The following is a 21,234-nucleotide window of genomic DNA, read 5'->3' as shown; positions in this document are numbered from 1 at the left end:
CCGCCCTTCCCTCCCCCAACGGAAAGAGCCCATGGAGACTGCGGACCGGCGAACGCCCTATCTCCTGCTCGCACCGATGACGCTGTTCCTGCTGGCGTTGCTGGGGCTGCCTCTCGTCATCGACCTCGTCTACGCCGTCTCGCACGTCACCTTCGAGACGCTGCGCGCGCCCTCGTTTCGCGGCCTCGGCAATTTCGCCACCGTGCTCGCAGACGCGGGCTTCTGGAACGCGATGGGCTTCTCTCTGAAGTTCGCGGCCCTCGCCTCGGTCGCGCAACTGGCCCTCGGCCTGTTCCTGGCGATCTTCCTGGCGCCGCTGCTGGCCCGCTGCCCGTGGCTCATGGCGATCCTGATGCTGCCGATGATGCTGGCGCCAGCCTTGGTCGGGCTGATGTATCGCCTGGTGCTGCAGGAATTCGTCGGCGTCGTCCCCTACTACTTCTACCTGTTCACCGGCGACAGCCCGGCGTTCCTGGACGTGAACAACGCCTTCCGCACCCTGGTGGTGATCGAGGTGCTGCAGTGGACGCCGTTCGCGCTGCTCATCCTCTATTCCGCCTACAGCGCCATCCCCGACGAGGTGCGCGAGGCCGCGGCGCTCGACGGGGCCGGCCCGCTCCAGGCGCTGCGCTTCGTCGACCTGCCGATCATGCTGCCAACGGTGCTGGTCACCTTCTTCTTCCGCTTCATCGACAGCTTCCGCGTGTTCGACAATGTCTACGTGCTGACCGGCAGCGGCGCCGGCGGCTCGACCACGACGATCAGCATCTTCATCTACGAGGCCTTTTTCCGCCGCAACGACATCGGCGTCGCCGTCGCCGCCTCGCTGATCCTGCTGGTGCTGTCCTTTCTCGTGCTGTTCGGCTTGCTGCGCCTGGGGAGGGCCCGCCGATGAGAACCTCCTCACCTGTGATGATGCTGTTGCGCCTCGTCGTGTTCGCCGTCGCGGCTTTCGCGCTGAACTTCCCGTTCATCGCCACGCTGATCGCCTCGTTCAAGAGCGCCGGCGAGATCGCCTCCAACCCTTCGCTGGCGATCGAGCAGCCGACGCTGGAGAACTACCGCGCCATCTTCGCCATCGCCGACCGCTTCGACATCGTCCACTATCTCGGCAACAGCCTGATCGCTGCCGGCCTCGGCGCGGTGCTCTCGGTGGTGCTGGCCTTTCCCGCCGCCTATGCCATCGTCCGCCACGGGCTGGGCGAGACTTGGCTGCTGCCGCTGGTGACCAATCTGCGGGCGGTGCCGCTGATCATCTTCTCGATCCCGATCTACCTGATGTACCAGCAGCTGGCGCTGCTCGACACCCGCATCGGCCTTGCGCTGATCCTGTGCCTGGTCAACCTGCCGCTCGTCCTGGTGCTGATCGTCAACAGCCTGCGCGAGCTGCCGATCGAGATCGAGGAAGCCGCCCGTATCGACGGCGCCGGCACGGTGGCGGTCCTGCTGCGCATCGCGCTGCCGCTCTCGGCGCCGGTGATCGCCTCCAGCCTGATCCTGGCCTTCATCTACGCCTGGAACGAGTTCCTGTTCGGGCTGATGCTGACGACGCAGCGCGCCGTGCCGATGACGGTCGGCGCCTCCTTCTTCTTCTCGGCCAGCGGCGGGGGCGTGAACTGGGGCATCGCCGCGGCGGTGATGATCGTCAGCACCCTGCCGCCCCTGGTGATCAGCCTCCTGGCCTATCGCCATATCGGACGGTCGCTGACCGGCGGCGCCGTCAAGGGGTGAGGCGGCCGGCGCTCAGGCCGTCGCCCGCGGCACGAACACGGTCGGCACCGTCACCGGCTTGCGCGGCCCTCCGAACGTCCCGGGCTCGATGAGGATGCGGATGATCTCGCGCACATAGTCGTGCTTGTCGTAGCCGATCGAGGCGATCGGATAGGCGTCGAAATCGGTCAGCGACAGATTGTCGAAGCCGTAGAGCCGAAAGCGCGCCGGACGGTTGCCGGGAAAGTCGACGCGGCGGGCGTCGAGCACGCCCATGGCCATGGCGTCGGAGGTGCAGAACACCGCGTCGGGCGGCTCCCTGCCCACCAGGGCTGCGGCCGCCGCATGGCCGCTGGCATAGGAATAGTCGCCCTGGACTTCGCGGACGATCGCGATACCGCGGTCGGCCAGGCTCCGCCGAAAGGCGGCGATGCGGATGCGCTCGATCTCCGAGGACTGGCGGCCGGTGAGCAGTCCGGCCGTGCGCACGCCCTTGCCGGCGGCATCGGCCACGGCCTCGGCGATGCCCCCGGCCTCGTCGGGAATGACCGCCGGCGACAACCGGTCGTGCCGGCCGTTGAGCATGACGACATGGTCGGACCGGAACATCCGCCGCACGGTTCGGGCATCGGCGAAGTCGGAGAAGACCAGCGCCGCATCGACGTGATAGGCGATGCCCTGGCGCAGGAACTCCTCGACGCGGCCCGCAGAACCGACACGGATGAGGATCACCTGTTTGCCAACGGACTGGATCTCGTCGAGCAGCAGGTCGAACAGGTCGACGTCGGACAGGTCGTGGATATGGTTGACCACCACCGCGACCAGGTTCACCGACTTGGAGACAAGGCTGCGGGCGAGCAGGTTCGGCCGGAAGCCGAGCTCGGCCGCCGCCTTGATCACCCGCTCGCGCTTGTCGGCCGAGACCGGACGCGGCTCCGCCGACAGGGCGCGCGAGGCGACGGCGCGCGACACGCCGGCGCGCTCCGCGACGTCGGCGATGGTGAGCGAACCGACCCGCCCTCTGTCTTGCGCCATGCCCGCGCCCTCATCAACCCGCCGGCCCGACATGATGTCGCCATCGGCCTCCGGCAATGGCGGCTCAGCGACGGCGCGCCGCCGCGATGGTCGCGCGCACCGCGCCCACCGAGGTGACGGTATTGGTGTATTCGCGTTCGAGGTCGGTACCGCCCATGCCGATCGCCGGGTTGCGGAAGCGCATGCCGCTGGGCTCGTTGCGGAGGGCGGCGAAATGCACCTCGTCGGCGCCGGTCTCGTCGAGCACCCGGGCGATGTTGCCGGCGTCGAGCCCGCCGCAGGCCATGACGACGATGCGGCCGGCCGCCGCCTTCACCGTCTCGGCAAGCACCGCCAGCCCCTCCAGCGCCGTGTCGTGCCGGCCCGAGGTCAGCACGCGGTCGACGCCAGCACGCACCAGCGCCTCGATCGCCTCGACGTGGTCGCGGGTCATGTCGAAGGCGCGATGGCAGGTGACCTTCATCGGACGGGCGGCGGCAACCAGCGCGGCCATGCGCGCCTCGTCGATGGTGCCGTCGGGCGAGAGGCAGCCGGCGACCACACCGGGTACGCCCATGTCTCGGAAGGCCTTCACGTCCTCCAGCATCGCCTGGAACTCGATCTCGGAATAGAGGAAGTCGCCGCCGCGCGGCCGCACCATGGCGAAGAACGGGATGGCCGCCCGCCGCAGCGCCTCGCGCACCATGCCGGCGCTCGGCGTCAGCCCGCCCTCCAGAAGCGAGGCGCAGAGCTCGGCCCGGTCGGCGCCGGCCTCTTGGGCGGCGACGAGGCCATCGGTATTCTCGACGCAGATTTCGACGGCGCGCGGCAGGTGAGCGGTCATGGGTTCTCCTCGGGTGGGCGGCCCGACGCGATGCCTGGCCGGCGGAAGCGCGGATCGGCGCCGGCTTACCACAGCGGGTTGAGGGCCGGCGGATTGGCTTTCTCGCCCCACCACTTCTTGTAGTTCGCCTCGTAGGCTCCCGACTGGATGTAGTCGGACACGAACATGTCGAGCCAGCGCACGAAGTCCAGGTCGCCCTTGGCCACGGCGATGCCGATCGGATCGTTGGAGTAGAGGCCGGGCAGCGTCGCCAGCGCCGGGTTCTTGGTGGCGAGATAGTCGAGGAGCGAGGAATCCTCGATCGCCGCGTCGACGCGCTTTTGCTGCAGTTGCAGCACGCCGTCGGGGGCGAACTGGTCGACATAGACGAGCTCTGCGCCGGGCACGGCCTTCTTGATGAAGGTCTCACCGGTGGTGCCGCGGCCGACGACGATCTTCTTGCCGCTGAGGCCCTCCAGGCTGGTGATGCCTGAATCGGCCTGGACGATGATGCGCAGGCCGGCGCGATTGTAGGGAATCGTGAAATTGACGCTCTTGGCGCGCTCGAGTGTCGCCGAGGTGTTGGCGACGACGATGTCGAGCTGGCCGGACACCAGCATCGAGATGCGGGCGTCGCCCGAGACATCGGTGAACTCGACCGGCACGCCGAGCTTCTCGCCGAGCCGCTTGGCAACGTCGACGTCGTAGCCGACCGGGTTGTTCTCCGCGTCGCGGAAGCCGATCGGCTCGCCGCCCAGCGACACGCCGATGCGCACGACGTTGCGGCCGCGGATGTCCTCGAGCATGCCGGCCATCGCCGGGACGGCGGCGCCGGCGACAAGCGCCAGGGCGGCCAGGGCAGTCAGGAAGCGTTGCATGATGGTCCTCTCCCCCTAAATGGTCTTTGCAGGACGGAGTTCAGGCTCCGCCATGGTGTCGTCCCAGAGCCAGTAGGCGATCTCGCCCTGGCACCGGACATTCACGACCTCGTGGCTGCCCCGGGCGTCGACAGCGTGGATGACCACGCCGCCCAGGAACCCCTCGGTCAGGTCGTCAAGCTCCTCGACCGCGAGCTTCACCGCGTCGCCGAGCGAGCGGCCGAGCTTCATGGCGAGCACGACGGTGCGGGCTGTGGCGCAGCGCATCGTCATCTCGCCGGTATGCGTGCAGGCGGCGGCGCCGTAGCGGCTGTCGGCATAGAAGCCGGCGCCGGGGATCGGGCTGTCGCCGAGCCGGCCGGGATATTTCCAGGCCCAGCCGGAGGTCGAGGTCGCCGCGTGGATGCCGCGGGCCGTGTCGGCGCTGAGGTAGACCGTGGTGTCGCGCACGCGCTCCGGATCGGTGATCGTCCTGAGCAGCGGCGCCAGCGGGATCTCGGGGAACCGCGTGGCCTCGTCCGGGCTGAGCTCGCGCGCCAGCCGTTCCCACCAGACGCGCTTGCTGTCGGGCAGCAGCACGTCCTCGACGGGCAGGCCGATCTCGCTGGCGAAGCGCCGGGCGCCGGCGCCGGTGAGCATGACATGCGGCAGGCGCCGCATCACCTCCAGCGCCAGGCGCGCCACGGGAAGCGTGTGCGGCACGGCGCCGACGGCACCGACCTCCCGCGTCGTGCCGTCCATCACCGCCGCATCGCACTCCATCTCGCCGAGCATGTTGGGCCAGCCGCCGCGGCCGACGCTGCGCACCCGCGTCTCGGCTTCGACCATGCCGATGCCGGCGACCAGGGCCGCGAGGCTGTCGGTGCCGGATCGCAGCATCTCGACCGTGGTCGGCACTCCGGGCCAGCCTTCCGCGTTGGCGATGAACAGCATGAGGCGTCAGTCTTTCCGCATCCGGGAGAGGAACTGGGCAATGCGCGGCTGGGCGAAACCGCCGGCAGCGTCGAAGAAATCGCGGGTCGGCAGGTCGACCAGCAGCGTTCCCTTCTCCAGGAAGACGATGCGGTCGGAGATCTGCCGGGCGAACTCGATCTCGTGGGTGACGAAGAGCATGGTGGTGCCCTCGGCCGCAAGTCGGGCGAGGATCGCCAGCACCTCGGCGGTCATCTCCGGATCGAGCGCGCTGGTGACCTCGTCGAGCAGGAGATAGCTCGGCTTCATCGCCAGGGCCCGGCAGATGCCGACGCGCTGGCGCTGGCCGCCGGAAAGCTGCGAGGGGTAGGCGTCGGCACGGTCGCCAAGGCCGACGGAGGCAAGCAGCGCCCGGCCCTCGGCCGCCGCCTCGGCCTTCGGCCGCTTCAGCACCTCGACCGGCGCCAGGGTGATGTTTTCCAGCGCCGTCATGTGCGGGTAGAGATTGAACAGCTGGAACACGGTGCCGGAGCGCTTGCGCGCCTCGGCCAGTTCCCGCGGCTTCGACACATCGAACCCGTCGACCGTGACATGACCGGCATCGAGCTTCTCGAGCCCGTTGATGCAGCGCACCAGGGTCGACTTGCCGGAGCCGGACGAGCCGAGGATCGACACCACTTGGCCGGGATGGACCGTCAGGTTGACGCCGTCGAGCACGGTGGTGCCGCCGAAGGCCTTCCGGACATTCTCGACCTTCAGCATGTCAAAGCCCCCGGAAGGCGCTGTACGCCCGCAGTCGGCTCTCGAACCGGGCGCCGAGCCCGGCAACGAGCTTGGCCGCGAGGTAGTAGAGCAGGCCCACCACGGTCCAGACGATGAAGGGCTTCAGCGTCCGCATGTTGAGGGTGGCGCCGACCCGGGCGAGATCCATGACGCCGATCACCGAGATCAGCGAGGTGACCTGCAACTGGTTGACCAGCAGCGCCGTCAGCGGCCCGACGGAGAAGGCGGCGGCCTGCGGCGCGATCACCCGGCGTAGCACCTGCCAACGCGTCAGGCCGAAGACGCGCGCCGCCTCGATCTGGTCGCGGCCGATCGACTCGATGGCGGCCACCGCGATGACGTAGACGAAGGCGGCCGTGTTGGCCGAGAGGGTGATGACCGCGGCCTGCACAGGCGTGACGTCGATCTTGAAGACGGCGGGAATGCCGAAGAACACCAGGAAGAGCTGCACCAGCACCGGCGAGTTCTTCAGGATCTCGGCGAGGAACGAGATCGCCTGTGTCAGCACCGGCACGCGATAGAACCGTGCCACGCCCCACAGGATGCCGACGGCCGCGCCGATCAGCGCGGTGGCGAGGAACAGGCCAAGGGTGACGCCGAGCCCCTTGGCCAGCAGCACGAGGTCGAACGGAGTGAACTCGGTGAACCGCATCAGCTCACCTGTTCCAGCATGTCGCGGTTGAGCCGGCGGTGCAGCAGGCCGATGCCGATGGCCACGAGATAGGTGAGCGCGGCGTAGACGATCAGCAGCACCGCATAGACCTCGAACGGCCGGAACGTGTCCGAGGCGACGATCCTGGCCTGGCCGGTCAGCTCATTGAGCGTGATGGTCGAGAGGATCGACGAGGTGAGGATCATGTTGATCAGTACCGAGCCGAGCGGGCGGACCGAGGTGCGCAGCGCGATCGGCAGCACGATGCGGGTGAAGACGACGCGCTTTGACAGGCCGCTCACTTCTGCGGCCTCGAGGATGCCGTTGTCGATGGCGAGAATGCCGGCGCGGATGACGTCCGACGCGTAGGCGCCGCCGGCGATGGAGAGGGCGATCACCCCGGTGCTGAAGGCATCGAGGTAGAGCCCGATCTCGGGCAGTCCGTAATAGAAGAAGAACAGCTGGACGATGAACGGCACGTTGCGGAAGACGTCGACATAGACGAACGCCGCCCGCCGCAGCAGCGGCGAGGCTGAGGTGCGCGCGATCGCCACCATCGCCCCGAGCAGGACGCTGCCGACCAGCGACAGGGCGCAGACCTCGACCGTCAGCAGCGCCCCAGCGGCGAGGACGCCGAAATGCGGAGCGAGGATGCCGAGGTCGAACCGCACGCTGCGTCCGGAATGACAGTGAAACCGGTTTCAACGTAGAAGAAATCGAGGACGAGTCAATGGCCGCGCATCGGCGCGGTGTCGGGATCGCCGTCACCGTCGATCCCGACACCTGTCCGAATGGGCGAGCCGCCCCGTCTCCACGATCCGAAGGCAATCCGGTCGAGCGCCTGCAGCCGGCACCATCGGCGGCGGGCTGAGCCGGGTCAGGCCAGGCCGCCGCGGCCCCGGTTGCGCGCTTCATGCGCGGCCTTCAGATGCGCCTGTGTGAACATCTTGGCGTGCCGCGCCAGATCGTCGCCGTCCTCCCACAGGTTGCGCCAGATACCGAGAATACCCTCCAGCGGCTGACCGACCACGGCTGAGGAGAAGGACTCGAAGGTGATCGGCCCCTTGTAGTCGGCCTTCACCAAAGCGCGGAAGATGCGCTTGAAGTCGATCGAGCCGGTGCCGAGGTAACCGCGGTTGGAGTCGCCGGTATGGAAGTAGCCGAGCAGGTCACCGGTCTCGATGATGGCCGCCTCGACATCGTTCTCCTCGATGTTCATGTGGTAGCAGTCGAGATGCACCTTGATATTCGGCGCGCCGATGCGCCGGCACATCTCCACTGCCTGCGAGGCGGTGTTGAGCACGTTGCTCTCGTAGCGGTTCACCACCTCCAGCCCGAGGGTGATGTTGCTCCTGGCGGCATCCTCGGCCACCCGCTGCAGCACCTCGACCGCGCGGGCGATGCCGGCGCTCGTGGGCGGAACCGCATATTTCTGGAAGGCCGAGTAGAGGATACCGCAGACATGGCTGGCATTGAGGTCACGCGCGATCGACACCACTTCGCGCAGGCGCTTCTCGCCGAGCCGTGCCTTCTCGGGATCGCCGTCGGAAATGTCGGCCGCGGCGTCGAGGCCGAGCGAGACGGTGATGCCGATGCCGTGCTGCTCCAGTTGGCGGCGCGTGACGTCGACGTCGATCGAACCGGGGTCATGCGCCGACATCTCGATGATGTCATAGCCGAGCTCGGCTGTCTTGCCGATGGCGCGGGCAGATTGCTCGTGTGTCCAGTCCGGGGTCCAGACGAAGGCGTGCAGTCCCAGCTTGTTCGTCATTGTCTCGAGCTTTCAGTGGAAGATAATGCCGCCGCAGACATTCAAGGCCTGCCCGGTGATGAAGGATGCGTCGTCGGAGGCGAAGAAGGAGACGGCGCCGACCACGTCCTCGGGCTCCCCGAGGCGGCCGAGCGTGGTCTTCTCCAGCACCTTGCGCAAGGACTCCTCGTCCCGGTAGTTGTTGCGTCCCATCTCGGTGTCGATGATGCCCGGGCACACGGCGTTGACGGTGATGCCGTCCTGTCCCACTTCCATCGCCAGGATATGGGTGAAGCTGATCACCGCGGCCTTGGACGAGCAGTAATGGGCCTGGCCGATCCCGCCGCGCTTGCCGCCGATCGAGGCGATGTTGACGATGCGGCCGGCTCGGCGCTCGTGGAAATGACCGAGCAGCGCCTTGGTCACCAGGAAGGTGCCCTTGGTGTTGACGTCGTACATGCGGTCCCACTCCTCGGGCTCTATGTCCTCGACCCGACGGACCGACAGGACGCCGGCATTGTTGACCAGCACGTCGACGCCACCGCAACGGGCCAGGGCTTCCCGAGCCAGCGCGTCGACCTCCTCGGGCTTGCTGACATCGGCATAGACGATCTCGCAGCGCCCGCCCTCGGCCTCGACCTCCTGCCGGAGGCTTTCCATCAAGGCCCTCTGCGCCGGGATATCGTTGGCCACCACGGCATAGCCTTCGGCCGCCAGGCGCTTGACGATGGCGCGGCCGATGCCGCGGCTGCAGCCGGTGACGACGGCGGCGCGATCAAGGCCGCGTTGCGGGACGGTCATGGCGGAATCCTCCAGGGACGCGATGGGCGGGAGCTCAGTCCTTGACGGCGCCCATCGTCATGCCGGAGACGATGTGGCGCTGCATGAACAGGGTGAAGATCACGGGCGGGATGCACTGGATGATCGAGGCCGCGGCGATCAGATCCCAGTAGACCTTGCCGGTGCCGATGAAGGAGGAGATCACCACCGGCAGCGTGCGGGCCGAGCGCGTCGTCAGGAACAGCGACAGCAGGAACTCGTTCCAGCAGAAGATGAAGACGAAGGTCGCGACCGTGACGAGGCCACTCAGGCTCATCGGCAGCACCACCCGGGTCAGCACCTGCAGCCAGCTGCAGCCGTCCAGGCGCGCCGCCTCGATCACCTCCCGCGGCACGCGGCGCAGGAACGACATCGAGACCCAGACGGCGAACGGCAGGTTGAAGCCGGCATAGACGATGATCAGCGCCCAGACGCTGTCGAGCATGCCGAGGCCGCGGAAGATGATGAAGAGCGGCACGGCGGCCGCGATCGGCGGCATCATCCGCGTCGACAGGATCCAGTCGGCCAGCGCATTGCTGAAGCGCAGCTGGAAGTTGACCAGGCCGAAGGCGGCGGGAATGGCCATCGCGAGCGCCAGCGCCGTACCGCCGAGCGTCACCAGGATCGAGTTCAGCAGGAACGGCCATTGGTCGACGAGGATGTGGGCGTAGTTGTCGAGATAGGTGAAGTCCGGAATCCAGACCGGTGGGATGGCGATGATGTCGCTGGTGGTCTTGAAGGCGCTGAGCGCGATCCAGACCAACGGCCCGATCGAGAACAGGGTGAAGGCCAGAGCCGCGGCGAGGAGGCCGATATCCCGGACGCGCAGGCTATGCATTCTCGACCCTCCTCAAGAGGCGGACGGCGAAGGTGGTGACGATGATGCTGATGACCAGGATGAGCACGGCGGCGGCAGAGCCGATGCCGATCTGGAAATACTGGAAGTCCTGCTGGTAGGCGTAGAGCGTCACGACCATGGTGGCGTCACCCGGGCCACCGCGCGTGGTGACGTAGATCACGTCGAAGAAACGCAGCATGTCGATCAGGCGCAGGATGACGCCCAGCATCACGACGTTGAGGATGGAGGGGATCTCCAGCGACCAGACGATGTGGTGCCAGTTCGCCCCATCGACCCGGGCCGCCTCGTAGAGATCCTGGCGGATCGAGGTCAGCGCCGCCAGGGACAGGAGCATCATGAACGGCGACCACTGCCAGACGTTGATCAGGATCATCGAGACCATGGCGGTGACCGGCTCGCCGAACCATGAGACCGGCGTCAGCCCGACCAGCTGGATGACGTAGTTGACGATGCCGAGGGTCGGGTTGAACAGGTAGGCGAAGATCATGCCGACGATCAGCGGCGTCACCATCATCGGCATGAGGCAGAGCGAGCGCAGGCCCCTGACCCAGCGGATATGCGTCAGCTCGTGGAAGACCTTGGCCGCGGCAAAGCCGACGATGATCTCCAGCGTGATCGAGGAGACGGCGAGGACCGCGGTGTTGCGCAGCGCCCTGAGGAACAGGCCGTCTGTGAGGAGGAAATGGTAGTTCTGCAGGCCGACGAAGACGGCGCGGTGCAGGGTGGTCAGCTTCACCTGGTGGAGGCTGAGATAGACGGAATAGACGAACGGATAGATCGTCAGGAAGATCAGGACGAGGCAGGTCGGCAGGATGAAGGCCGCCTGCTGCGCGCGGTCGTCCCGCGGCAGGCCGAGGAGGCGCAGCCGAGGCCGTGCCTGCGGCAGGTCGATGGCGGATCGCTGTGTCATGGCCGTCCGTCGATGGGCGCGCCGGGAGCCGGGACGTCCCGGCGCGACGTGGAGCGGATGATCGGGCGGGGCTGCGGCGCCCCGCCCGCGCGGTTTACTTCAGGGCGCCCGACGACTTGAGCAGCTGCGTCGCCTTCTCGTTGGCGTCGTTCATCGCGTCCTGCGGCGACATCTCGCCGATGATCGCCTTGTTGACATTGACGCCGATCGTGTCGATCAGCTGGAAGGTCGCCGGGATGCGCGGCCGCACCTCCGTCCATGCGGTCTTCTGGGCCTCGGCGATCGTCTTGGTCCAGGGATACTTGGCCTGCAGCTCGGGATCGTTGATGGCGCTGAGGCGGCTCGGCGTGCCGCCGGCCATGGCGTAGCGCTTGTGCTCGGAGGGGCTGGCATACCACTTCATGAAGTCCCAGGCCGCGTCCTTCTGGGTGCCGTGCGCGTTGAGGCACATCACCCAGCCGCCGACCGGCGGCACGGGCTTGCCGGCCTTCGAGGGCATCAGCACGCTGCCGAACTTGCCGGCGATCTGGCTGGTCTTGGGATCGTTGGCGATCTGGGCGCGCACCGACCAGTCGTTCATCATGGCGAGCTTGCCGCTGGCGAAGGCCGTGGCGCGCTCGTCCCAGGCAAAGCCTTCGACGCCGGGCGGGCCGAACTTCAGCATGTCCTTGAAGAACTGCACCAGCTCGACCGATTCCGGCGAATTGAGCGTCGGCGTCATGTCAGCATAGGGATCGGCCGCGCCGATCACGTTGCTCTTCCACGGCGAGCCGCCGGCGTTGAAGATCCATTCGAAATATTGCTGACCGGCGGCGGCCCCACGCTGATTGTTCATCGCGTAGCCGTAGACGCCGGGAAAATCCGGATTGTTGGTGAAAAACTTCGCCGCGGCCTTCAACTCGTCGAAGGTCTTCGGCACCTCCATCTTCGCCTTCTCGAAGAGGTCGGTGCGATAGTACATCAGCTCGTAGTAGATCGCCATCGGAAGGCAGTACTTCTTGCCGTCCCAGGTGGCCTGGCCGGCCCCCGACGCGGTGTAGTCGTCCCAGGCGATCACCTTCGGATCTTCCTTGGCGATGCGCTCGTCGAGGGCGTCGATGCAGCCGGCCTCGACGAATTCGCCGATCCAGATGCCGTCGATCAGCATCACGTCGTAGCTGCCGTCATTCTGCGAGCAGTTCAGCAATTCCTTGTCGTGCAGGGCGTCATAACCGTTGCCGTCGACCTCGACCTTGGCGCCGGCCACCTTGGCGAATTCGTCCTTCGTCGCCTTGATCGCCTCGATGAACGGATCGCTGATGCTGACGAGCTTGAGCGTGACGCCGGCATGGTCGCCGAGCTTGCCCTTCCAGTCGATCTCTTCGGCCTGCGCCGCCATGGCGGCGAGGCAGGCCATCGCCGAGACCGTTCCGAGAATGAGTCCCTTCATCCCTCTTTCCTCCTGCCGGTGATCTTTGGTCTGCACGCGCGTCGGCACCGGCATCGACGGGCCATGTCGTCGTCCGCTTGGATCTTGTCGATCGGGTCTGGCGGCGGATGGGCCGGCTACGGCCCCTGCTTGGTCTGGCGCGGCCGCATCGGCGGGCCGATGCGGCGGGTCGAGTTCCGGACGATGAGCTCGCAGGGCAGCCGCAAATGGCGGGCCGGCGCAGTGCCGTCGCCCATCCTGCCCCGCAGCACCGACCAGGCCTGGGCGCCGATCTGTACGACGGATTGGGCCACCGCCGTGATCGGCGGCGCCGCGGCCCGCATCCAGGCATAGTCGTCGAAGCCGACCAGGGAGACGTCCTCGGGGATGCGAATGCCCCGCTGGGTCATGTCGGCCAGGACGCCGAGCGTCGCGTAGTTGGTGAGCGCGATGATCGCCGTCGGCACCGCATGCTCGGCCTGCCAGCAGCGCAGGCCGTCCGCGACCGCCTCGAAGCCCTGGCCGACCTCGAGGACTTGCGGGGCAGGCTGTCCCGCCGCCGCGAAGGTACGGGCAATGCCCTCGCAGCGCTCACGGATATTGGCGATGCGCATCGAGGAGGCGACCACCAGCACGTTGCTGTGCCCGGCCTCGAGCAGATGCGCCGCCGCCTGGCTGCCGCCGGACCGGTTGTCGCTGCCGACAGTGTCGCCGTCGAAGCCTTCAGTGATGCGGTCGACCGCAACATAGGGCACACCCAGGCCGTCGAGGACCGAGCGGCTGGAGAAGCTGTCGGCATTCGGGACGATGACAACCCCGGACGGCCGCCATGACAGGAGGGCAGCAAGCCGCGATCGCTCGATGTCCTCGCTCTCGTTCGAGCTCGCCACGATGATCTCGTAGCCCTCGTCCTGCACCTGCCGCTCGAAGGCGGCGATGATCGAGGTGAAATAGGGATTGTCGAGGCTGGGGACGAGGACGGTGATGACACGTGCCTTGCCGGTGCGCAGCTGCGACGCCGCCCGGTCGACCTCGTATCCGAGCGCGGCCGCAGCCGCACGCACGCGCTCAGCGACTTCCGCCGTCGCCGCCTTGCGCCCGTTCAGCACGTTGGAAACGGTGGCCGGCGACACACCGGCCTGCCGGGCAACGTCCTGGATCGATGTGGGCTTGCGCTGCTGCATCAGCCTGCTCAAACGGCCGGTGGCCGGCCTCCCGTGATCTCGCCTCTGCCGGGCGATGAAACGATTTAGTGTAACGATTCACCAATCGACCCGGGCTGTCAATGGCGTATTAAATCGATTTACCGACCGGCCGTGAAAAGGCCGGCGAACCGCCCCGGGTTCGCCGGCCCCTGAAACATCCCGGCCGGGATCAGACGCCGCGCAGGCGGGCCGTGGCCTCGCCGTCGACCTCTCCGCTTGCCGACACGGCGACGCCATAGACCTTCGCGGCCCGCTCCGTGCTGACCCAGCCTTCCCGGACATCATGCGCGACCCTGGCCGGGTCGCGCTCATGCGGATGACCGTATCCGCCGCCGCCGCAACTGATCGAGACCATGGTCTCGTCCGGGCCGATCACCACCTCGGCACAGGCCGGCACGGGCTCGAGCGAGCCATCGGCACGCCGGCGGAACTGGGCCGAGGTCGCGCCCGCCAGCCCGCCGCGCGCACCGGCAGCCGGGTTGACGTTGCCGTCGCTGACATAGGCCACCGTCATGTCGCAATCGACCGGGGCGAACTCCGAATAGGCGCCGAGCGCGCCGCGGAATCGGCCGGCCCCTTCCGAATCCGGAATGAGGCGGCGCGCATGCACGAAGATCGGATGACGCAACTCGTCGATCTCGATCGAGTCCTGGTAGCACATGCCGGCATTGCCGACATGAAGGATGGTCAGCCAGCCATCGGTCCAGGGCGTCCCGGCGCCGCCGGTGCAGCCGAGATAGACCTCATTGACGAAGGGCTTGCCGTCATGGACGCCGGAGACGACGCCGCAGGAAGGCGGGATCAGGGCCCCGGTCTCGGCCTGGCCGAGCCCTTCGGCGAGATCGGCCAGCGCCGCCTGCACCGGGTTGGCGACGCGGTCGGCGATGTTGGTCGTGGCGACCGAGCAGGAGGTGGGATGACGCGGCCGCCCGACGATGCAGCCGTCGCGCAGATGCACCTTGATGCGCCGGAAGCTGCCCTCGTTCTTCGGCACCGTATGGTCGATGGAGTTGAACACGCCGATCATCGGCGCCGACAGGGCGCAGGCCTCCGAGAGATTGAGGCCGTTGGGCATAGAGTCGGGATTGTCGGTCATGTCGACCTCGATCATCGCCTCCTCGGGCTTCACCTCGACCGTGGCGGTGATCGTCACGCCCTCGGCCGGCGTGCCCGGGAAGGCGTCGTGGGTGCTGGTGCGCGTCATCCGGCCCTTGGGCATGGCCCGCACCACTTCGATCATCCGCTTCTCGCTGTAGTCGAACCATTGGCGCGTATAGTCTTCCAGCCGGTCCCAGCCGATCTCGGCCCCGAGCGCCAGGATCTCGCGCTCCCCGACCCGGGCCGCGCCGAGCGTCGCCAGGTAGTCGCCCCACCATTGCTCGGGCACGCGGATGCGCATGCGGCACATGCGGACGATGTCCATCACATGCTCGTAATCGGCCTGCACCCTCACCGCCGGGAAGATCAGCGCGCCTTCGTTGTAGACGTCCCTGGCGGCGCCCATGTAGGTCGTGGGCAGGGCATTGCCGCAATCGGCCTGGTGCGCCTTGGCCAGCACGGTGAAGCGGTGCACGCCGGTCTCGTCGATCACGGGGATCAGGATCGAGTGGTCGGCCGGATGGGTGCAGCCGTGATAGGGCGAATTGTGCAGGAAGGCGTCGCCGCGCTTCAGCACCGGATGGTTCTGCGTCATGGTTCGGGCCATGATGTCCGGTCCGCGCAGGACGTGGATCGGCAGGCTCTCGGCCGTGGCCAGCAGTTCGTGCCGGGCCGTGAGGACCACGCAGGAGAAGTCGCGCGCGATCGTCAGGATGCCGGAGCGGCCGGTGCGCTGCAGCGTGTTGGCCATCTTGCGGGCGATGCCTTCGAAGCGGGCGGTCAGCACCGCCAGGGTGGAGCCGTCCATGGGTCCGCTCTGCGCCATCGTTTCCTCCCTCAGCCCTGCACGTCGATCACGAGATTGCCGGCCCCGTCGCGCCGGGCCCGCGCCCCCGGATCGATGACGATCGAGGTGAAATCGGACTCGACGATCGCCGGTCCCGACAGTTCCGTTCCCTCCGGAATCGCCTCCAGCCGATAGACCTCGGCCTCGATCCAGCCCGTTCCGGCAAAGCGCACCGGACGGGACGGCAGCTTCGCCGAGCGCTCGTCCCAGGCGAGGCGGCCGGGCATGCCGGAACCGATGCGGCAGCGCACCTCGGCGTTCCAGCTCACGGTCTCAATGCCGGCCTGGCTGTCGCTCACCGCGAAGATGTCCTGGTGCATCTGGTGGAAATCGGCGACGAGCGCCTCCACATCCCCGGTTCCCGCAAAGGCGGCCCGGCGCAGCGGCACCTCGATTTCCCACGCCTGGTCGGTGTAGCGGGCCTCGGTCGACCAGTCGATCTCGACCGCGGCCGCGCCGGCACCCGGTCCGGCGGCGAAGGCGTCGCAATCGGCCTTGAGCCGGGCGAGCACCGCATTGATGCCGTCGCAGTCGAAGGCCTCGCTGCGGGTGTGGAACATCGCCTGGTAATGGGCGCTGAGATCGGAAATCAGGGCACCGGAGGCCGCGAGTGCCGCCCCCGCCTCCGTCACGAGCACGCGCCGGCAACCGAGGCGCCGGGCGATGGCGACGCAGTTGAGGCCCGCCGCCCCGCCGCCCGCCACGAAGGTCGCCTCCGTCGGGTCGATGCCCTGGTTCACGGTGATGTCCATGATCGCCTGCACCATGTGCTCGGTGGCGAGCGCCATGATCGCGGCGGCGGCATCTTCCAGGCTCTTGCCGAGCGGTTCGGCGACGTCGCGGCGGATGGCCGCCTCGGCGCCGCGCCGGTCCAGCGCCATCCGGCCGCCGAGGAAGAACTCCGCATCGATGAAACCGAGAGCCAGGGCCGCATCGGTGACGGTCGGCCGGGTGCCGCCACGGCCGTAGCACACCGGCCCCGGCACAGCGCCGGCACTCTTCGGTCCGACATGCAGCAGGCCGCCGGCATCGACCCAGGCGATGGAGCCGCCGCCGGCACCGATGCTCTTGACGTCGACCGAGGGCATGCCGGTCATGTGGCTGCGGAAGGGCTGGCCGAGCCAGGTCTCGCGGCTGCGCGGGATCCGCCCGCGCCGGACCAGCGACACGTCGAAGGTGGTGCCGCCGGTGTCGCCGACGATCAGCGTCTGTGCGGCATCGGCGCCGCCATAGGCCTTGGCGGCGACCGGCGCCATGCACGGTCCGGAATTGATCAGATGCACCGGAGCTTCCGCCGCCCGCGCCGCATCCATGACGCCGCCCTGCGAGGTCACCACCAGCACGCGGCCGCCGAAGCCGGCCTCGCGCAGGCGCCGCTCGAGGCCGCGCATGTATGCGCCCATCACCGGCTTCAGCGACGCGTCGATGCAGGTCGAGGAGGCCCGGCGATATTCGCGGATCGAGGGGTTGATCCGGTGGGACAGCGTATAGGGGATGCCCGGCAGATGCGTCTCGATCAGCGCGCCGACCGCCAGCTCATGCACGGGGTTGGCCACCGACCACAGGAAGCACACGCCGATCGCCTCGACGCCGGCCGCCGCGGCCCGGCGCAGGATCGCCACCACCGCATCCTCGTCGAGCGGCTTGCGGACCTTGCCGCCGACGGCGATGCGCTCGGGCACCTCGAAGGTCAGGGCCCGCGGCACATAGGGCTCGGTGTAGGGGACCGTGAAGTTGAACGGCTCCATCCGCCCGCCTTCGCGGAAGATCAGCGTGTCGGGATGCCCCTCGGTGGTGAGAAAGGCCGTCCGCGCGGTCGAGCCGGTGACGATGGCGTTGATCGCGTGGGTCGTGCCGTGCACCAGCACCTCGCCACGGCCGAGATAGGTACGCAGGTCCTCGCCCTCCGCCTCTGCCGCGATCCTGAGACTGTCGAGGACGCCGGCCACCGGGTCGGCCGGCGTGGTGGAGGCCTTGTGCATGGTCAGCACGCCGGCCTCGGTTGCGACCATCAGGTCGGTGAAGGTGCCGCCCGTATCGACGGCGAAGCGAAGGCCCATGGCAAGGTCCCGGGATTGGAGAAGCAACGGGCGGCAGGCGCAGCCGGCCGGCGAACGAACGGAACGGCTCCCGGCACGGACGCCGGGCTCGGACGGTCAGAGAGAGCGCACGACGAACGGGGCGTCGGGCACGGCGGCCATCCGGTTGCGCAGCGGCCGGCCGAAGACGGGAACATCGATCTCGAACAGGTCACCCGAGCGGGCCTCGACGCCGTTGGCGCAGCTCAGCAGCGGCGCTCCGAAGAAATAGGCGTGAAGATCGCCCGGACGCCGGAACATGTCGTAGCGGAAATGGTAGTGCTCGAGGTTGCGGACGGAATGCGACATGTTGCTTTCCCCGCTGAGGAACTCCCCTTCCCAGATCGGCTTGCCGTCCCGGACGACGCGGATGGCACCCTGCGTGTCCTGCGGCAGGGCGCCGAGCAGGAGCTCAGGCCCGATCGAGCAGGCGCGCAGCTTCGAATGGGCGAGGTAGAGATAGTTGAGGGCTTCGGTCACCTGATCGGAGAACTCGTTGCCGAGGGCGAATCCGAGCCGCCAGGGATTGCCGTCGGGGCCGATCAGGTAGAGCCCGACGATCTCGGCCTCCTCGCCGCCGGCCAGGGCGAAGGCCGGCAGCGGCAGGTCCGCTTCGGGGGGCACCACGCAGGTTCCGACGCCCTTGAAGAACCATTCGGGCTGGACGCCGACTTCCCCGTCGGCCGGCTTGCCGCCCTCCAGCCCCATGCGGAAGATCTTCATCGAGTCGGTCATGTCGGCATCGGCGCCGTGGGCGATCTCGTGCATCTTGTCGCGCGCATCGGCGCTGCCGATATGGGTGAGCCCGGTGCCGGTGATCCAGAACCGGGCCGGCTCGGGATGGTCGACCGGCGACAGCAGCCGTCCTTCCCCGGCGATCTCGTCGTAGGAGACCGCCGCCTCGCGCGGCAGCCCCCGCACCGTCTCGGCAAGGCTGACGCCATGCGCGATCGCCTGCTCGGCGAGCGCATAGACCGTGGCCGGGCCGGCGAGCGGCTCGAGCCGGGCACCATCGTCGCCGGGGATGCCGACCTTGCGCTCTCCCGAGCGGCTCTTGAACTGCACCAGACGCATCGAGCGCTCCAAATCAATCCCGGTCATGCCGCCGAGGGATCGAGGCGCTTCGCACCGCGGCCGAAGTCCTGGCATGACGCTAGCTTTGCGATATTGTTCTGCTATACAGAACCAAGTTCTGTTATACAAATCGTTAGGCTGCGCCGGGCATATTGTCAACCAGCCTGCCGAGTGGGTATCGATGCGGAATCGGTGACCCGGCCGACGCGTCGGGTCGAGCGGGAGCGTCTTGGGTGCCAGCAGCCAAGGAGACGGCGGACGACAAATATCCGCTGCGGAGCGTCGGCCGAGCCCTGGACGTGCTCCAGGCACTGGCCGCCGGCAACGGCAAGGGAATGGGCGTCGGCGAGATCGCGGAAGCGATCGGTGTCTCGCGCAGCACAGCCTTCACGCTGCTGCAGACCATGGTGGCGCGCGGCTTCGTCGCCGATAGCCGCATCGGCGGCGCCCGGCTCTATCGACTGGGCCTGGCCCTGGTCCATCTCGGCGACCTTGCGGCATCGGAAATGAGCGTCACCCGTATCGCCACGCCGATCCTGCAGGAACTCACCGATGCCACGCAGCTGACCTCGCGCCTCGCGGTCCTCGACGACGGTTATGCCGTGGCGATCGGGCGCGTCGACGCCCCCGGCCCGTTCCGGATGACGGCCTCCCTCGGCCGGCGCGAGCTGCCCCACTGCTCCTCGGTCGGCAAGGCGCTGCTGTCGCGCCTGCCTCATGACCAGGTCATGGCCATCCTCAAGCGCATCGGCATGCCGCGCCGCACGGAGAGGACGCTGACATCGCCGGAAGCGCTGCTGGCCGACCTGGATGAGGCCGCGATCCGCGGCTACGCCTTCGACAACGAGGAAGACAATGTCGGCGTGGTCTGCGTCGGCGCGGCCGTCTACGACCGCAGTGCCGAGGCGGTCGCGGCGATCAGCGTGACCAGCATGCGGCTCGACCGCAGCGATGAAGACCTCCACAGGCTCGGCGCGACGGTCCGCGGCTATGCGGACCGGATCAGCCAGCTTCTCGGCGGCCCCGCCCACGCGGTATTGCCGCCACTGAAGGGCCCACCCCAAGCCTGATCCCGACCCGCCACCGTTCCTCCGGCTGATCGCGCGGCCTGCGGGCAGCGCACGGCCGCTCGCGCCGGCCTGCCCCTCCTTTCGCCGAGCCCACCGCTGCCTCGCCGACCGGCTTGCCGGCCCGCGGCTTGACAAGCTCGTCCGTGCCGACAAGAATTCAATTGCACAAAACACTATTCTGTATAGCAGAACAATTCCAGATGAGGACGGAGCCTGACATGCCCATTCTGAGAAACCGCCTGCTGGCGGTGACCGCCCTGGCCCTGGCCGCGAGCATCGGCGGCGCGGTCGCATCGGCCCATGCTGCCGACAAGACGGTGCCCGACGGAGCCAAGGCCCGTCAGATGCCCTGGGGCGAGTTCAAGCTGGCACCGCGGATCGTCAAGAAGCTGGAGGCGGGCGAGCCGGCCAACATCGTGGTCGGCATCGAAGGCACGGGCATTCCGATCCAGGGCGCGGAGATGCGCATCGGCATGAAGAAGGGGTGCGACGCCGCCGCCAAGGATTTGCCGGCCGCCTGCCGCATGGTCGGCCCGGTCAACCCGGATACGGCCAAGCAGCTCTCGGAGCTCGAGACGCTGCTCAATTCCGGCCAGGTGGATTGCCTGGCGCTGCAGCCGCCCCTGCCCAACCAGTTCACCGGTATCATCAACAAATATGCCGACGCTGGTATCCCGGTGTTCACGCTCAACATCGATGCGCCGAAGGCCAAGCGCTTCGCCTTCTACGCCCTGAACGAGGTCCAGGCCGGCAAGATCAACGGCGAGGCCACCGCGAAGCTGCTGAAGGCCAAGAACGTCAACGTCGACCAGATCGCCATGGGCAGCGGCGCCCCCGACCAGCCCTGGGCCCAGGAGCGAATGGTCGGCTTCGTCGAGGGCTACAAGTCGGTCTTCCCCGATGCGAAGTTCTTCAACGATCCCAAGAGCGGCATCCCGACCGGGAAGAACTTCACCACGCAGGAAGTCCTCAACTCCGTGACGCCGTTCCTGACGGCCCATCCGGAGGTGACGCTGTTCTTCCACACCGACCAGGGCGTCGAAGGCGTCGGCAACGTCATCCGCAACCTCAAGCTGAACGGCAAGGTCTACACCTCCGGCTTCAACGTGAGCGGCGCCATCCTCGACGCCATCGCCGAGGGCACGACGCTGGTGACCATCGACCAGGGCTTCGACAATCAGGCGCAGGCGCCGGTCGAGCAATGCGCCAAGTTCCTGGCCAAGGGGGAGACGCCGGCCGATCCGCTGCAGTTCCTGCGCCCGATCGTCATCACCCAGGCGGGCGGCGAGAACGAGCTCAGCGTCGATGCCGGCCGCGAGCGCCTCAAGCAGGCGCACTGACCCC

Annotated in this window: 20 protein-coding genes; 4 read left to right on the top strand and 16 right to left on the bottom strand. The window is 67.8% G+C overall.

Annotated elements, in window-relative coordinates:
• The first annotated feature begins 31 nt into the window (after nucleotides 1–31).
• Nucleotides 32–895 carry a carbohydrate ABC transporter permease gene (locus AC27L4_RS04680; protein ID WP_487140791.1) on the top strand — a complete coding sequence of 288 codons (864 nt, stop codon included), beginning with the start codon at nucleotides 32–34 and terminating at the stop codon, nucleotides 893–895.
• Complete coding sequence (locus AC27L4_RS04675) at nucleotides 892–1,731, top strand: carbohydrate ABC transporter permease (protein ID WP_487140790.1); 840 nt, start codon at nucleotides 892–894, stop codon at nucleotides 1,729–1,731. Before AC27L4_RS04680 ends, AC27L4_RS04675 begins: the two co-directional genes overlap by 4 nt.
• Nucleotides 1,732–1,743: 12 nt before the next feature.
• Here the strand turns inward: AC27L4_RS04675 and AC27L4_RS04670 are convergent, their stop codons facing one another.
• The 16 genes from AC27L4_RS04670 to araD1 all read right to left on the bottom strand — a co-directional run bounded on the left by AC27L4_RS04670 (nucleotide 1,744) and on the right by araD1 (nucleotide 18,820).
• Nucleotides 1,744–2,745, bottom strand: coding sequence for a LacI family DNA-binding transcriptional regulator (locus AC27L4_RS04670; protein WP_487140789.1), 1,002 nt, complete (start codon nucleotides 2,743–2,745; stop codon nucleotides 1,744–1,746).
• Nucleotides 2,746–2,809: 64 nt separating this feature from the next.
• Nucleotides 2,810–3,568, bottom strand: coding sequence for a copper homeostasis protein CutC (locus AC27L4_RS04665; protein ID WP_487140788.1), 759 nt, complete (start codon nucleotides 3,566–3,568; stop codon nucleotides 2,810–2,812).
• Between the two features lie 65 nt (nucleotides 3,569–3,633).
• Entirely contained in the window at nucleotides 3,634–4,425 is a 792-nt protein-coding gene (locus AC27L4_RS04660; RefSeq protein ID WP_487140787.1) for a transporter substrate-binding domain-containing protein, read from the bottom strand.
• Nucleotides 4,426–4,440: 15 nt separating this feature from the next.
• Complete coding sequence (locus AC27L4_RS04655) at nucleotides 4,441–5,358, bottom strand: isoaspartyl peptidase/L-asparaginase (RefSeq protein WP_487140786.1); 918 nt, start codon at nucleotides 5,356–5,358, stop codon at nucleotides 4,441–4,443.
• Between the two features lie 6 nt (nucleotides 5,359–5,364).
• A complete protein-coding gene (locus AC27L4_RS04650; protein ID WP_487140785.1) occupies nucleotides 5,365–6,099 on the bottom strand; it encodes an amino acid ABC transporter ATP-binding protein in 735 nt (244 codons plus the stop codon).
• A gap of 1 nt (nucleotide 6,100) precedes the next feature.
• Entirely contained in the window at nucleotides 6,101–6,772 is a 672-nt protein-coding gene (locus AC27L4_RS04645; RefSeq protein WP_487140784.1) for an amino acid ABC transporter permease, read from the bottom strand.
• Nucleotides 6,772–7,443 (bottom strand): amino acid ABC transporter permease, encoded by a 672-nt coding sequence (locus tag AC27L4_RS04640; protein WP_487140782.1) that lies wholly within the window; start codon nucleotides 7,441–7,443, stop codon nucleotides 6,772–6,774. Before AC27L4_RS04640 ends, AC27L4_RS04645 begins: the two co-directional genes overlap by 1 nt.
• A gap of 206 nt (nucleotides 7,444–7,649) precedes the next feature.
• Nucleotides 7,650–8,543 carry a sugar phosphate isomerase/epimerase family protein gene (locus AC27L4_RS04635; protein WP_487140781.1) on the bottom strand — a complete coding sequence of 298 codons (894 nt, stop codon included), beginning with the start codon at nucleotides 8,541–8,543 and terminating at the stop codon, nucleotides 7,650–7,652.
• 12 nt (nucleotides 8,544–8,555) lie between these two features.
• Complete coding sequence (locus AC27L4_RS04630) at nucleotides 8,556–9,323, bottom strand: SDR family NAD(P)-dependent oxidoreductase (protein ID WP_487140779.1); 768 nt, start codon at nucleotides 9,321–9,323, stop codon at nucleotides 8,556–8,558.
• 34 nt (nucleotides 9,324–9,357) lie between these two features.
• Entirely contained in the window at nucleotides 9,358–10,179 is an 822-nt protein-coding gene (locus AC27L4_RS04625; RefSeq protein WP_487140778.1) for a carbohydrate ABC transporter permease, read from the bottom strand.
• Nucleotides 10,172–11,110 (bottom strand): carbohydrate ABC transporter permease, encoded by a 939-nt coding sequence (locus AC27L4_RS04620; protein WP_487140777.1) that lies wholly within the window; start codon nucleotides 11,108–11,110, stop codon nucleotides 10,172–10,174. Before AC27L4_RS04620 ends, AC27L4_RS04625 begins: the two co-directional genes overlap by 8 nt.
• A gap of 94 nt (nucleotides 11,111–11,204) precedes the next feature.
• Nucleotides 11,205–12,539, bottom strand: a complete 1,335-nt coding sequence (locus AC27L4_RS04615; protein ID WP_487140775.1) for an extracellular solute-binding protein — start codon at nucleotides 12,537–12,539, stop codon at nucleotides 11,205–11,207.
• A 116-nt stretch (nucleotides 12,540–12,655) separates the two neighbouring features.
• The gene (locus AC27L4_RS04610) at nucleotides 12,656–13,714 is read right to left on the bottom strand and encodes a LacI family DNA-binding transcriptional regulator (RefSeq protein ID WP_487140774.1); all 1,059 of its coding nucleotides are present in this window, start codon (nucleotides 13,712–13,714) and stop codon (nucleotides 12,656–12,658) included.
• Nucleotides 13,715–13,892: 178 nt separating this feature from the next.
• A complete protein-coding gene (locus tag AC27L4_RS04605; RefSeq protein ID WP_487140772.1) occupies nucleotides 13,893–15,647 on the bottom strand; it encodes a hydantoinase B/oxoprolinase family protein in 1,755 nt (584 codons plus the stop codon).
• Between the two features lie 11 nt (nucleotides 15,648–15,658).
• Nucleotides 15,659–17,728, bottom strand: a complete 2,070-nt coding sequence (locus tag AC27L4_RS04600) for a hydantoinase/oxoprolinase family protein (protein ID WP_487140770.1) — start codon at nucleotides 17,726–17,728, stop codon at nucleotides 15,659–15,661.
• Nucleotides 17,729–17,824: 96 nt separating this feature from the next.
• Nucleotides 17,825–18,820, bottom strand: coding sequence for an AraD1 family protein (gene araD1 / locus AC27L4_RS04595; protein WP_487140769.1), 996 nt, complete (start codon nucleotides 18,818–18,820; stop codon nucleotides 17,825–17,827).
• A 233-nt stretch (nucleotides 18,821–19,053) separates the two neighbouring features.
• Here araD1 and AC27L4_RS04590 point away from each other — a divergent pair, with 233 nt between their 5' ends.
• Nucleotides 19,054–19,890: an IclR family transcriptional regulator gene (locus AC27L4_RS04590; RefSeq protein ID WP_487140768.1), complete on the top strand. Its 837-nt coding sequence runs from the start codon at nucleotides 19,054–19,056 to the stop codon at nucleotides 19,888–19,890.
• A gap of 218 nt (nucleotides 19,891–20,108) precedes the next feature.
• Nucleotides 20,109–21,230, top strand: coding sequence for a sugar ABC transporter substrate-binding protein (locus AC27L4_RS04585; protein WP_487140767.1), 1,122 nt, complete (start codon nucleotides 20,109–20,111; stop codon nucleotides 21,228–21,230).
• Nucleotides 21,231–21,234: the final 4 nt, after the last annotated feature.

The organism is Labrys sp. Lb11 (assembly GCF_057554225.1).
Note: the sequence above shows the minus strand (reverse complement) of the source record. Positions and strands in the feature narration are given on the sequence as shown.

Coding starts and splice junctions, on each gene's coding strand:
- AC27L4_RS04605 (WP_487140772.1), bottom strand. CDS start 15,647: ATGGCGCAGAGCGGACCCATGGACGGCTCCACCCTGGCGGTGCTGACC.
- AC27L4_RS04670 (WP_487140789.1), bottom strand. CDS start 2,745: ATGGCGCAAGACAGAGGGCGGGTCGGTTCGCTCACCATCGCCGACGTC.
- AC27L4_RS04680 (WP_487140791.1), top strand. CDS start 32: ATGGAGACTGCGGACCGGCGAACGCCCTATCTCCTGCTCGCACCGATG.
- AC27L4_RS04665 (WP_487140788.1), bottom strand. CDS start 3,568: ATGACCGCTCACCTGCCGCGCGCCGTCGAAATCTGCGTCGAGAATACC.
- AC27L4_RS04675 (WP_487140790.1), top strand. CDS start 892: ATGAGAACCTCCTCACCTGTGATGATGCTGTTGCGCCTCGTCGTGTTC.
- araD1 (WP_487140769.1), bottom strand. CDS start 18,820: ATGCGTCTGGTGCAGTTCAAGAGCCGCTCGGGAGAGCGCAAGGTCGGC.
- AC27L4_RS04635 (WP_487140781.1), bottom strand. CDS start 8,543: ATGACGAACAAGCTGGGACTGCACGCCTTCGTCTGGACCCCGGACTGG.
- AC27L4_RS04585 (WP_487140767.1), top strand. CDS start 20,109: ATGCCCATTCTGAGAAACCGCCTGCTGGCGGTGACCGCCCTGGCCCTG.
- AC27L4_RS04660 (WP_487140787.1), bottom strand. CDS start 4,425: ATGCAACGCTTCCTGACTGCCCTGGCCGCCCTGGCGCTTGTCGCCGGC.
- AC27L4_RS04625 (WP_487140778.1), bottom strand. CDS start 10,179: ATGCATAGCCTGCGCGTCCGGGATATCGGCCTCCTCGCCGCGGCTCTG.
- AC27L4_RS04600 (WP_487140770.1), bottom strand. CDS start 17,728: ATGGGCCTTCGCTTCGCCGTCGATACGGGCGGCACCTTCACCGACCTG.
- AC27L4_RS04650 (WP_487140785.1), bottom strand. CDS start 6,099: ATGCTGAAGGTCGAGAATGTCCGGAAGGCCTTCGGCGGCACCACCGTG.
- AC27L4_RS04645 (WP_487140784.1), bottom strand. CDS start 6,772: ATGCGGTTCACCGAGTTCACTCCGTTCGACCTCGTGCTGCTGGCCAAG.
- AC27L4_RS04630 (WP_487140779.1), bottom strand. CDS start 9,323: ATGACCGTCCCGCAACGCGGCCTTGATCGCGCCGCCGTCGTCACCGGC.
- AC27L4_RS04620 (WP_487140777.1), bottom strand. CDS start 11,110: ATGACACAGCGATCCGCCATCGACCTGCCGCAGGCACGGCCTCGGCTG.
- AC27L4_RS04655 (WP_487140786.1), bottom strand. CDS start 5,358: ATGCTGTTCATCGCCAACGCGGAAGGCTGGCCCGGAGTGCCGACCACG.
- AC27L4_RS04615 (WP_487140775.1), bottom strand. CDS start 12,539: ATGAAGGGACTCATTCTCGGAACGGTCTCGGCGATGGCCTGCCTCGCC.